Below are 13,281 nucleotides of genomic sequence, written 5' to 3' on the forward strand. Positions count from 1 at the left end.
ATAACAACTAAACGGAATTATGGAATGAATAAATTATTGACCCTGACCCCCTTGGCGGTCGCGATTGGTTCTTCACTAGTAGCACCAAGCGCAGTGGCTTCAGAAGAGACGAACTCAACCTCATCAGCAACTGAAACGATTCAAGTCTTCGGTCATCAGTACGAAGGTTATGCTGAACACATGCCTCAATCAGGCACCAAAACCGATGTGGAATGGCTTGATGTGCCACAAGCGGTATCTGTAGTAACGAAAACAGAAATGCAAGACCGAGGCGCGGTGCGTTTAGTGGATGCGCTAGATGGGGTAGCCGGGGTCAATAACACCTTGGGCGAAGGCAGCCGCGATCAGTTCATGATCCGTGGTTTTGATTCACTCAACGATATGTACCGTGATGGCTTGCGAGATGACGGTACGTTGCAGTCTTACCGCAGCTTAGCGAACGTTGAACGCGTTGAAATTGTGAAAGGCCCTGCGGGCGCATTGTATGGCCGTGGCTCGGCTGGGGGCATCATCAACTTGGTGACGAAACGCGCTAACGGTGAGAATTTTACTCACGTAAACGGCAGTGTAGGCAGCAACAACCAGTATGTCGGTCAGGTCGACAGCTCAATGGCGTTTACAGATAAGGTCAACGGGCGTATTAACTTGGAATACCGTCAAGCCGACTCGTACGTTGATCATGTTGATTCAAACGATTTCTTCATTGCACCGACCATTCGTGTGTTACCAGCGGATGGTCACACCATTGATATTGACGTGGAATACGCCCATCAAGAACTAGTGCCATATCGTGGTGTGCCATCAAAAAATGGCAAGCCAGTTGATTTGCCAGTAAGCACTTACTTTGGCGGCACAAACGACTATCAGGAATCAGACAGTCTCCGTATTGCGGTGGATTACGAATGGCGTCTGAATGATCAATGGGTATGGAACAACCGAGCGGCGTTCAACCATATCGAACTTGAGCAAAAAGGCACGCGTCAGGGCAAAGCGACGGGTAATGAAGTGTCTCAAACCGTGAACAATTTTGGTTACGACCCACGTACGACGACCACTTTACAATCTGAGTTGGTTTGGGAAACCAGGGACAATCAATTGATGGTGGGTGCAGATTTCAACCAGATCGATATCGACCTAACGTTGGCAAGTGACAAAACGCTTCCTCCGCAAAATATCTACGACCCAGTCATTGGCCCAACGCCCGATCCGGGCTTTAAGCCATTTCGTGACAATACCACCACCACGACAGGTTTGTATGTGCAAGACGTCTATACGTGGGGCGACCTTTCTTTGATCGGTAACGTGCGTTACGACTCGATGGAACTCGAACAACAAAAAGCGGGTTCAGATAAAGAAAAGTTGGATGATGACAAAGTCAGCTACCGTGCTGGTTTGGTATACCGCATCAATTACGACACATCCGTTTACGCCAGTTTAGCGCGCTCTTGGCAGTTGCCGTACGCAGGCATCTACATCAATCCAAAATTGGCGGAGTTCTTCCACACCGACTTAAAAGAGGTGGGTGCGAAAGCGTACCTTTTGGATAACGCATTAATGTTGAATGCGGCACTGTTCCAGATTGATCAAGAGCAACCACAAACTAACGTGGACGGCGATGTGATCGATAAAATTGAAGTGCGTCACCAAGGCATTGAATTAGAGGCTCGCGGTCAAATCACCAAACAGTGGGACATCTCTGTTGGTTACAGCTACTTGGATGCGGAAGACAAAGCCACAGGTAAAAAGCCGAACGATGTGTCAGACCACTTGTTCTCCCTTTGGAGCACTTACCAATTGGATGACAACTGGCGTTTGGGTGGCGGCGTGAAATATGTGGGCGACCGTTATGCAGGTAACGACGAAGCCGTCGCACTTGGCGATTACACCACGGTGGATTTGATGGCGGCGTACACCACTGGTCGTCACAAGATCCAAGCGAACGCTTACAACATTTTGGATGAGAAATACATTCTTGGCGCAACAAACGGCACGTCTGGCCTAAACCAGATTGGCTACGGCGCACCAGCCGAGTTCATGCTCAGCTACGGATATCAGTTCTAGGCTTTTTGTGCGTAGTTAGCGCCTGTTAGCCAATTTTTACCTCATATTGAGGATGTTTAGCCCCGAGAGCCTACGGGATGTATTCTGCCCGAGGCTCAATTTCTCGCAAAGGAGATCTTAATGTCTTACCAGAATTTGGATGGTAAAGTGAGTGTACGTGCTGGTTTGTCTACCACTTACAGTGTGCTTGCGATTGCAATCGCTTCTGCCACATCCATGAGCGCGGTTGCCGCTCCTGCTAAAAAAGAACAAACTACCGCGATGGAAACCGTCGTTGTCACTGGCAGCGTAATTGGTAACTCTGAAATTGAAGACGTCAAAGAGTACCCAGGTGCTCGTACCGTCATTACCCGTGATCAAATCGAGAAAACCGCCGCAGGCTCGATTGATAACGCGTTACAGCGCGTGCCGGGTATTAAAGTTCAGGATGAAAGCGGAACGGGCGTATTGCCTAACATTTCCGTACGTGGTTTGAAAGCAAGCCGTAGTGGTCATGCTCAGTTCTTGATGGATGGTGTACCGCTAACACTTGCGCCATATGGTCACACTGGTCAGTCTATCTTCCCAGCAACACTGTCGATGCTTGATCGTATTGACATTGTACGCGGTGGTGCCGCAGTGCAGTACGGCCCAAACAACGTCGGTGGTGTGATCAACCTAGTAACCAAACCGATTCCACACACTTGGCAAACTGAAATCAGTAACCGCCTTACCGTGTTTGATGGCGGTGATGCGCCACTGAATGATTTTTACCTGCGCACGGGCGGCTGGTTAAGCGACACATTCGCGCTGCAGTTGGAGGGTAACTTCCTAAAAGGCGAAAGCTTCCGTGAGCATTCCGATACGGACGTGAAGAACTTTCAAGCTAAAGCACAGTGGCTATTGAGTGACACTCAAGAGATTCAAGCATTCCTGCAACGTTACGATGCTGAAACGCAAATGCCGGGCGCACTTTCGCCACAAGATTACGAGCAAGATCGTCACCAATCGAAACGTCCTTACGATGATTATGAAGGTAAGTCGACGCGCTGGAGTGTTAAGTACATCCACGATTTGCCATTTGCCGACAGTGCCGAGCTAGAAGTGCTAACGTTTGGTCACAAGTCAGAGCGTCTTTTTAAGTGGGGCTTTAACAGCGCGGGTGGCCATTGGGCGGATCCGGCTCTGCCTGCGACGGACGTTCGTACCTCTCCACGTGAATTTACCGTGTACGGCATAGAGCCGAAAATGGCGATGTATTTTGGTGAAGGTAAATCCGTTACTCAAAACTGGATCGTGGGTACCCGTTATGTTAACGAAGACATTGACTACAAACTCACTCAGACTCCAATCGCTGGTGGCGCAACCAAAGTGCCGCGTGATTGGCATTTAGATACGGATGCGTTTGCTGGTTACGTTAGCAACGAGATTGGCTTGTTCAATGATACGTTGAAGGTAACGCCAGGGCTGCGTGTTGAGTCGGTTCGCATGACGTTTACCGATCGCGGTAAAGAGCAAACGGCAGACAACACGGTGACCGAATGGCTGCCGGGTTTGACGGTGGCATACAACGTGACTGACCAATGGGTAACGTATGCGAACGCGCAAAAGTCACTTCGTGCGCCACAAATTGCCTACATCCGAGGATTGGGTGAAGAAGGGAGCGAACTGGCTTGGAACTACGAAGTCGGTGCGCGTTACACCCAAGATGCGACCAGCTTTAACGCTGCACTTTATCGCATCGACTTTGAAGATCAATTGCAATGGCAAAGCTCAACGCAGACCTTCGATAACATCGGAAAAACACTTCACCAAGGCATAGAGCTTTCTGCTCGTTACGTGCCTGAAGCACTACCTGCACTGAGTTTAGGCGCAAGCTACAACTACCTCGATGCCACGCTTGAAGAAGAAGGCGCGAATAAAGGTAATCAACTGCCTTACACCTCTAAGCATCAGCTTGGTTGGGATGCGACCTACGCATTTTACGGCATGGACACCACGCTATCGGGCTTCTACTTCAGTGATTCGTATACCGATAACGCCAACACCAGTGCCGAAGACGCAACAGGTGCAACGGGCAAAGTGCCGTCTTACATGGTGTGGAACTTCAACTTGGGGACGGATTTATACAAAGACGACAAAGGCAAGTTACGCATGAATGTTGCGGTGAACAACTTGTTTGACGAGGAGTATTACTTCCGCGGGATTGATACAAGCCCAGTTGGTCGGTACCCAGCTCCAGGACGCTCTTACACGCTGGATCTGAACTATCAGTTTTAAGCGTTTCGTTCACTGAGTTTGAAAAGAAAAGTCGCCAATTTACCTTGGCGACTTTGCCGATCTTAGGTAATGGAAAACTCTTAGCACTGGAAAAAGCAAGATGAAAAATAAAAAACAATTTACGATCAAATACTTTTCAACCGTTTTGTTGATGCTGTTGAGCTCAGCTTTGATGTCATTTAGCGCATTTTCTCAGGCGCGCAGCGTGCAAGATGAGCAAGGCACTTTTGAGCTAGAAGCGATACCACAACGTATTGTGGTTTTAGAATTTTCGTTTGTCGATGCATTAGCGGCAGTCGATGTCTCACCGGTAGGCGTTGCCGATGACAACGATGCCACACGAGTCATTCCTGCTGTTCGTGCCAAGATTGAGCCTTGGCAATCGGTCGGCATGCGCTCACAACCGAGTTTAGAGGCGATTGCGGTGCTCAAGCCTGATTTGATCATTGCCGATGCCGAACGCCATCGCGCGATTTATCAAGATTTGCAGCGAATTGCGCCAACTTTGCTACTAAAAAGTCGTGGTGAGACATATCAAGAAAACCTCGAATCTGCACAGAAAATCGGCGTGGCGATTGGCAAGCAAGCGCAAATGACGCAACGCATTGAGCAGCACAAACAGACCATGGCAGAGTTCAAACAGCATTTTTCGACACAAGAAACCATTCAGTTTGGTGTGGTTTCCGACAAAGGGATGTGGCTGCATAGCCCGGTTTCTTACGCTGGTGGCGTTTTGAGCACTCTAGGCATCCAAAGCCCGCTGGCTCCATCTGAGCGCAATGCGTATATCCCAACCAGCTTCGAACTTTTACTAAAAACCAACCCTGATTGGTTACTAGTTGGACTTTACTCTCAACCAAATGTCGTGGATGAATGGCGCAAAAATCCATTATTTAAGCTGTTAACTGCGGCGAAAAAGCAGCAACTGGTCGAAGTCTCTCCGGAACTGTGGTCATTAAATCGCGGCATGTTGGCGGCGGAAGAAATTGCCCGCAATCTTGAAGCGTTATTGGAGCGCTCATGAGTGCGGCGATAAGCTCGGAAAGCGCGTCTTCGGTTAGCAAATCGCATTGGAAAGCGAGCTTGTTTGTCTGTGCTATGGCGTTGTGTACGCTCTCAGGCTATGCAGCCTCAATGATTGGCTGGTCCAACTTTTCTTTGAGCGTTAATGATCTGACAAGCTATTGGTTTGCGTTTGATGAGGGCAATATGCTGCATCAAATCCTCGCGACGCTGCGTGCGCCTCGTGCCTATGCTGGGTTATTAATTGGCGCTTCGCTTGCGGTATCCGGAGTGCTGATGCAAGGATTAACTCGTAACCCTTTGGCGTCGCCATCCATTCTCGGCATTAATGCCGGTGCGGCGTGTTTTATGGCCTTGGCGTCCATCGGCGTACCATTCTTTAGTCAATTGAACCCAATCATCAACGCAGTACTCGGCGCGCTACTAAGTGGTGGTGCGGTCATGTTGTTGGGCGGTTTTTTCTCCGCGCGTTCTCACCCATTGCGTTTAGTGCTAGCGGGCATTGCCATCAGTGCACTGCTGATAGGGTTAACTCGTGCGTCGGTAATTTTGGCGGATGACATGGCTTACAGCGTGTTGCATTGGTTAACGGGTTCACTCTCTGCGGTAGATTCTGAGCAGTGGCAGCAACTGTGGCCTTTTGCGACTTTAGGTTTGGTGCTCGCCATGGGCTTAGCGCGAAACTTAAATTTACTCGCGTTGGGGGACGAAGTTGCTGTTGGGCTAGGTGGTAACATTCGTCTTACGCGATTTATCAGTGGTTTAGCGGTTGTGCTGTTGGCAGGAACTAGCGTAGCGATTGCTGGGCCAATTGGCTTTGTCGGGTTGTTAGTGCCGCACTTGGTACGCCCGATTGTTGGTCACAACTATCACATTCTCATTCCGGTTTCCGCCTTGTGTGGCGCGGCATTGGTGACGTGGTCAGATGCTTTATCACGATCGATTGCCTTTCCGGCTGAAACGCCAGTGGGCGTGATTACCGCGCTGTTGGGCACACCTTGCTTTATCGCGATTGCAACGAGGAAATCATCATGATGAATCAAACCAAACTGTTTGCATTACTTGGATTGTTGCTGATTGCGTCTTCTCTCACGCTGTTTGTTGGCGCGGCGAACATGTCGGCTCAACAGGTTTTTGCATTGCTGTTTTCTTTCTCTGATTCGGACTTTGTGATTCACCAATATCGATTGCCGAGAATGTTGCTCGCCATTGGCGTGGGCGCTGGGTTGGGGCTGTCAGGCGTTTTAGTGCAAGGCGTCATCCGTAATCCACTTGCCTCACCAGATTTAATGGGGATAAGCGCCGGAGCAGGACTGGCGGCTACCGCTTGCTTGGTGTTGTATCCGAATGCGCCGGTGGCAATGTTGCCGATGGTCGCTATGGCGGGAGGTTTGCTTGCTGCAGGCTTTATTGCTGTGCTGGCTTATTGGTCGAAGCCAACACCTGCACGTTTGGCGCTGATTGGTGTTGCTGTCAGCGCATTTTTAGCCAGCGGTATCGACTTTCTTCTGATTGTGCACCCTATTGAAATCAACACGGCGATGGTCTGGCTAACGGGCAGTTTGTGGGGACGAAACTGGCAACAAGTGCCGTTTATTTGGAGTGCTCTAATGCTGCTACTGCCATTGGCGTTTTGGCTGGCATGGCGGCTAGATGTGATGGGACTGGGAGAAGAAAGTGCCACTACACTTGGCACAAAACCAAGACAGATCCAAATTCTTGCGTTGATTGCTGCGGTGCTGCTGGCGAGCGTCAGCGTGTCTGTGGCCGGCACGATCAGCTTTGTTGGCCTGCTTGCGCCGCATCTTGCGCGTTTGCTGTTTGGTCACAACCACAAGTTGTTGATTCCTGCCGCGGCAACCCTTGGCGCGCTGTTGGTGATTTGCGCTGATGGCTTGGCGAGAGGCTTACAGCCGCCGATTGAGCTGCCTGCGGGTGTGTTGACCTCCGTTATTGGCGCACCATATTTCATTTTTCTTTTGTATCGTTATCGAGGTTGGTAAGCATGTTACGAACGCAGAATTTATCCGTCGCGTACGGTAAACAGACCATCATTCCGGATCTCTCTTTGTCGATTCCTCAAGGTAAAATTACCGCGCTTGTTGGCCCAAATGGTTGCGGTAAATCGACACTATTAAAAACCTTGGTACGCATCAATAAACCAGCTTCCGGTAAAGTGTTGTATGACGACAAACCTCTAAGCAACTACGGTGATAAACGCTTGGCGCGTTCGTTGTCTTTGCTGCCGCAGATTCTTGTCAGTCCTGAAGGTATTACAGTAAGAAAACTGGTCGAATATGGCCGCTCGCCTTATCTCTCTCATTGGGGCCGGTTAAGTCAACAAGACAAAGCCTTAGTCGAGCAAGCAATGCAAGATACTGGCGTGATTGAGTTTGCTGACAAGCCAGTTGAATCGTTGTCTGGCGGTCAAAGGCAAAGGGCGTGGATAGCGATGGTAATGGCGCAAGATACCGACGTAGTGATGCTTGATGAGCCAACCACTTACTTGGATCTCTCTCACCAAGTTGAGCTGATGAAACTCATGAGGCAGATGAACGACAAAGGCAAAACAGTGGTCGTAGTGCTGCACGATCTAAACCAAGCGTGCCGTTACTGCGATCATTTGGTGGTGTTGGAAAAAGGTCAGTTAGTCACGCAGGGAACACCGCAAGAGGTACTGACAGAAAGCATGTTGGCATCGGTGTTTGATTTACAAGCGAGAGTATTTAACGATCCAATCTCAGGCACGCCGATGTGTGTGGCGGTGTAGGTCTTACGTCTTTCGAAAGCTATCTGCAGTTAAAACGCTGAGCCATAAAAACAAACCCCGCTAGTAACAAAGTTGCTAGCGGGGTTTGTTGTTTTTAAGAGCGTTCCTAACGTGGCGTTTAAGCCAGTTTAAACGTCGCTACTTTCGAGTTGAGATCCTCAGCTTGCGATTTCAGCTCAGCAGATTGATTCATCGATTCTTCGGCACCAACCACCAAGTGATCGGTCACATCTTTAATTGACGTGACGTTTTGCGTGATTTCATTGGTTACGTGCGTTTGCTCTTCGGCTGCGGTTGCAATTTGCGTTGCCATATCGCTGATCAGCGCAACGGCCGCGTTGATTTCATCCAGAGCCAGTGCTGCGCGATCGGCATCTTCCACTGATCCTTGGGCAAGTTGAGAGCTTGTATCCATGATGGTCACAGCGCGTTGTGTGGTCTGTTGCAAAGTCTCGATCGTCGAGCGAATTTCTTCGGTTGAGGTGTGTGTGCGTTGTGATAGCACACGAACCTCGTCTGCAACAACGGCAAAACCGCGACCTTGTTCACCTGCACGCGCCGCTTCAATCGCCGCATTCAGAGCAAGTAGGTTGGTTTGCTCTGCGATGTCTCGAATCGTTGATAGTACTGTAGAGATGTCTTGCGCGTGCTGGTTGAGCTCGCCGATGACAACGCTCGCTTGGTTGACTTCAGAAGACAAATTATTGATGGACGATTTGGAGTTGATCACCAACTCATGACCATTTTGTGTGCTCGCTGAAGAGTCTTGAGCGGCTTTAGCCGTCTGCTCTGCATGTGCTGCAATCTCTTGCGTTGCCGATGCCATTTCAGTCACAGCGGTCGCCACCATAGTGATTTCTTGTTGCTGATGGTTCAGATCGGAAACCGATTGATTCGCGCGAGTCGTGCTCAGCTCCGATTGTTGGCTCAGTTCTTCCGCTTGGTGACGAATGTGGCCAATAAGTTGCTGCAAACTTTCAACGAACTGGTTGAAGTTTTCAGCCAGTTCACCAACTTCGTCATGGTTTTCTACTTTGATGCGTTGAGTCAGGTCGCCGCTACCGTTGGCGATTTGCGCGAGCGCATTCGAAACATTGTAGAGCGGACGGAACAAGATGTTACATAGCAGGTTAAACAAAGCCACACAGATAACGACGACGATAGTGGTTGCGATGATTTGATCCCAAACAGCATCGTAAAGTGGGGCAACCAACGAGTTTTGATCTAACACTGTGACCGTTGTGAGTTTGGTGCCCTCAATATGGCGCGCGTAAACCACATATTCGGTGTTGTTAATCGAGACACGACGCTCTGTGCCGGAACGTGCGGCAGAGGTAATATCGCTGTTGTTTAGGCCTAGCTTGCTAACAGGTTGGTTCAGCAGCTTACCGTCGTTATGGGTGAAAATATTGCCCTGTTCATTGGCAATAAACATATAGCCTTCACCCGGTAGGATCACTTGGTTGAGGCTGTTTAAAATATCTCCAATTTCGACATCTGCACCCAGAACGACGGTTTGACCATGTAGTTGCAGTGCTTTACCAAGCGACACGACGTTGGCCCCCGTGGCCGCTGCGACGGTTGGGTTATCCATAAAGACTTTCGATGGATTGGCAATGGCGTTGGTGTACCAACCCCACTTGCGTGGGTCGTTATTACCTGGTGGCAAAACCACCCCATTAGCGTTGTCTTGTGAGCCGTCTGGGTAAGCGAGAAAGACGTTATCAAACGCGCCAGAGTCTCGGACTTGTTTCAAGTGCGTAACTAGAGAACGCTTTTCTGAATCGGAAGAGAGTGACGTCAGTGCTCGCTCTTTTGAGAGTAACCAGTCCTTTACGTATTGATTGTAAGATGCGCTGGTGCTCTCTAGTCGTTGCGCGACTTCGACATCCAGTCTGTTTAATGAATCTCGAAAAGACAGCCCTTCTACCAGCACTCCCCCGAGAATGATGGCAGCACTGGCAGAGATTGCCAGTTTGTTTTTTAATGATAGATTTTTGAACATAAAGCGAATAATAGATCTTTGAATAATAGTTGTTGTGTTTTTATTCTCATCAGGACTCACCGAGCCGTTGAATATGCAGCAGAAAGTCAGATTCGAATCTGTTCAATAATTATATTTTATTGCTCAAAATAAATACTGACTCCATGTCGCGATTTTGAGTTTTACATCAAATAAGAAAAAGGCTTTTAAGCTGTGTTATTTATCTATTTGTAAAGTAAGGATTTGTCTATTTTTGTAAATGATAATTGATTTCATTAAAAGGTGATTTACGTCACGTTTGAGTAGTAAATAATCCATTAAAAATGTGAAGGTCATCGAACGAGGATTATATTAATCGGCTTAATCATTGTTATGGGCAATAGTTATGCGCAGTATATTGTTAGTCCCCGCGTTATTACTGTCAGGGTGTGCTCTGACACAACAATCGACGCCGATTCAGCCTGACGCCAACTGGCATGTCGACCAGTTATCGAACGGTATGAAATACCATCTTTACCCAACAAAAGACCAAGAAGTATCGGTCCGTTTGGTTCTGAATGTCGGCTCATTCCAAGAAGAAACCAATCAAAAAGGTTACGCTCACTTTGTTGAGCACATGGCGTTTAATGGCAGCACGCATTTTACCGGCAACGACGTTGTTAAACTTTTCGAGCAATCTGGTGGTAGCTTTGGTGCCGATATCAACGCCTTTACCACTTATCAGCAAACTTCTTACCAACTTGATCTTGCCAATAATACAAAGCTGGAAGATGCCCTGAAGTGGATGAGAGATATCGGAAACGGACTTCAGTTTGCTCCTGAACAAGTAGAGAAAGAGAAAGGGGTGATCCTTGGTGAATGGCGACGTGCTAACCCGGATGATAAGTCCTTTTCTATGCATGCTTATCAAGCGTCGATTGAAGGCACTATGTATGGTGAACACGACCCAATTGGTACTCGCGAAGCGATTCAAAATGCCTCATCAAGCAAGCTAAAAGCGTTTTACGACAAGTGGTACCAACCACAAAATGCCGAGTTGGTTGTGACCGGTAATATCGACGTGGATTCACTGTCCAATATTATCAAAAACAAATTCTCGAACTGGGAAAGCACCTCGGATACCGTAATAGAGAAGCGCCGCGATATTCGAGTGAACAACCAAAACCGAATCTTGCCAAGTAACACGATGGAATCACCAAGCCTTCATTTAGTGATTGAGCGTGGTCTAAGTGGCAGCACTACGATTGAACAACAGCATCAAGTGTGGCGTGATGAAGTCGCAACACAGCTAATTCAACAACGTCTGATTCGTGTACTTAATGATGCCGCTGAACCTTTTCAGTATGCTTATGCCCAGCCTTACTACTCCAACTACCAGCGCATGATGTCGGCAGGTATTTCGTTTTCGCCTGAGCGTCGTGAACAAATGCATCAAACTTTCATCAGCACGTTGGCGTCACTGAGAGATTATGGTGCGACCCAATCTGAGTTAGAGAGCATCATGTCAAATTGGCAAGGTGAGCTCGCAAATATTGATTCAGACTGGGACCAACGTAAGCCAAACAGTTATGCAGAAGCACGCGTTTTCCAAATTGACCAAGGCAGTGTGAGTCAATCAAAAGAGAGTTACGCCCAGAGTTTGTCTGAATTCATCAACAACGAGAATCTAGAGAGCATTAACACGCAATTGAATGCCTTGTTGTCTGAGCAACCAATCTTTGTGATTGGGTTAGGGAAAAGTGAAACGTCAGCTCAGTTCAATGATGTATTTACCGATCTATACAGTGCCTACCTCCAAACGGGCGAAAAACCGTTAGAGATGTATGACAAAGTGGATGGATTCTTACAGCCTACTCAAGAAGGTACCATCACCAGCATGCGTCAGGAAGCGGGTGGCTTTCAAGTTTATACGTTATCAAACGGTGTCGAAGTGTGGTTCCAAAAAGATGCCAAAGCGGGTGGTCGAGCTTATATTTACTATGCGAGCCAAGGTGGTAAAGCCGCCGTTGATCCAGCGTTATATGCTGCGTATGAAATCGCTGCAACGACGGCGATACGCAGTGGGTTAGGGGCATTTTCTGGTTCAGAGTTAGACAGTTACTTACGCAAAAATAACATTGCGCTTAGCGCGATTCTCGATGCGACCAGTCACGGTTCACAAATTACCGCGCCAACAACGCATTTAACTTACGCGTTGAATGGGTTGTACAACCTAGCGACGGAGATCAAAGTTGACGAGCGCCAGATGGCGGCAGCAAAGCAAGAGTTTAAACAGCAGAGTGGCGCTTTTTTTGAATCGCCGATGGGAAAACTGATTCAGAAAGCAAACGGTAATTCTTATTTGCCGGGTAGTCGTCATCGTATAGTGTCCAGTGACGATGTGGAGCAAGTGACTTCCGAGCAAATATTGGCGGTGCATGAGCAACTTTTCAAAACCAATGATGGTTTTAAGATGGTCATTGTGGCAAATGTCGAGCCGGAAGAAATTACGCCACTCTTGCGTAAGTATGTGGCCTCTATCGAGATGAAACCGGGTCGTTCGATTGATTACCATGTTGCGTTCAACACCGACGTGCCGGCGCGAACAGTCGTTGCGGATGGTCATGAACCTTCATCGTTGTACGTAATGCGTTTGACTAACACGAACGATTACCAACGTACGGCAAGGGATACGGTTATCGAAGATATTTTGCAACGTATCAGTAATGCGCGTGTCTTGGATATTGTGCGAGAAGAGTCTAGTCTCGATTACAGCCCAAATATTTACACCGTGACGCAAGATCGCGAACCAATCTCTGATTGGCTCTTGGAATCTCAAGTTGAGCCCGAAGACGTGGCAGTTTTAGATAGCAAGTTAGGCAAAATGTTTGATGACCTAGCTTCGAACATCACGCAAAAAGAGGTGGATACGGCAGCGAAGCAATTGGCGGTAGCGATGCAAGGATTAGATGATAACCCTGCTCAGCGCGCATGGTCGTATACTCGCTACTTGGTGCATGATTACGGCGTCGATGTGTTACTTGACGTTGAAAACGCGGCTAAGAGTGTGACATTAGAAGAAGTGAAAGCGCATGCGAGAGCGGCTTTTGGTCCACAAGCAAAGCGCTCGGTGATGATTTTAAACCCGGCCGAATAATCACTGTAGCTTCTGACGAAGCTCGTGTCTCTAGTAATAAAAAAGACG

General features: G+C 48.3%; 8 protein-coding genes. 7 read left to right on the top strand and 1 reads right to left on the bottom strand.

Annotated elements, in window-relative coordinates:
• The first annotated feature begins 24 nt into the window (after positions 1-24).
• The 6 genes from NL644_RS00955 to fecE all read left to right on the top strand — a co-directional run bounded on the left by NL644_RS00955 (position 25) and on the right by fecE (position 8,113).
• The gene (locus tag NL644_RS00955; RefSeq protein ID WP_114322719.1) at positions 25-2,061 is read left to right on the top strand and encodes a TonB-dependent siderophore receptor; all 2,037 of its coding nucleotides are present in this window, start codon (positions 25-27) and stop codon (positions 2,059-2,061) included.
• A gap of 120 nt (positions 2,062-2,181) precedes the next feature.
• Positions 2,182-4,320 carry a TonB-dependent siderophore vibrioferrin receptor PvuA gene (pvuA, locus tag NL644_RS00960; protein WP_253657871.1) on the top strand — a complete coding sequence of 713 codons (2,139 nt, stop codon included), beginning with the start codon at positions 2,182-2,184 and terminating at the stop codon, positions 4,318-4,320.
• 100 nt (positions 4,321-4,420) lie between these two features.
• Positions 4,421-5,344, top strand: a complete 924-nt coding sequence (locus NL644_RS00965; RefSeq protein WP_114322721.1) for a Fe(3+) dicitrate ABC transporter substrate-binding protein FecB — start codon at positions 4,421-4,423, stop codon at positions 5,342-5,344.
• Complete coding sequence (locus tag NL644_RS00970) at positions 5,341-6,378, top strand: iron ABC transporter permease (RefSeq protein ID WP_114322722.1); 1,038 nt, start codon at positions 5,341-5,343, stop codon at positions 6,376-6,378. Before NL644_RS00965 ends, NL644_RS00970 begins: the two co-directional genes overlap by 4 nt.
• Complete coding sequence (locus NL644_RS00975; protein WP_114322723.1) at positions 6,375-7,346, top strand: iron ABC transporter permease; 972 nt, start codon at positions 6,375-6,377, stop codon at positions 7,344-7,346. Before NL644_RS00970 ends, NL644_RS00975 begins: the two co-directional genes overlap by 4 nt.
• Positions 7,347-7,348: 2 nt before the next feature.
• A complete protein-coding gene (fecE, locus tag NL644_RS00980) occupies positions 7,349-8,113 on the top strand; it encodes a Fe(3+) dicitrate ABC transporter ATP-binding protein FecE (protein WP_114322724.1) in 765 nt (254 codons plus the stop codon).
• 118 nt (positions 8,114-8,231) lie between these two features.
• Here the strand turns inward: fecE and NL644_RS00985 are convergent, their stop codons facing one another.
• The gene (locus NL644_RS00985; protein ID WP_114322725.1) at positions 8,232-10,118 is read right to left on the bottom strand and encodes a methyl-accepting chemotaxis protein; all 1,887 of its coding nucleotides are present in this window, start codon (positions 10,116-10,118) and stop codon (positions 8,232-8,234) included.
• A gap of 364 nt (positions 10,119-10,482) precedes the next feature.
• Between NL644_RS00985 and NL644_RS00990 the strand changes: the two genes are divergently transcribed.
• Positions 10,483-13,233 (top strand): pitrilysin family protein, encoded by a 2,751-nt coding sequence (locus tag NL644_RS00990; RefSeq protein ID WP_114322726.1) that lies wholly within the window; start codon positions 10,483-10,485, stop codon positions 13,231-13,233.
• Positions 13,234-13,281: the final 48 nt, after the last annotated feature.

The sequence above is a fragment of the Vibrio sp. Y10_XG_PY6 genome, from assembly GCF_024181795.1.
In the GTDB taxonomy this organism is placed as follows: domain Bacteria; phylum Pseudomonadota; class Gammaproteobacteria; order Enterobacterales; family Vibrionaceae; genus Vibrio; species Vibrio diabolicus.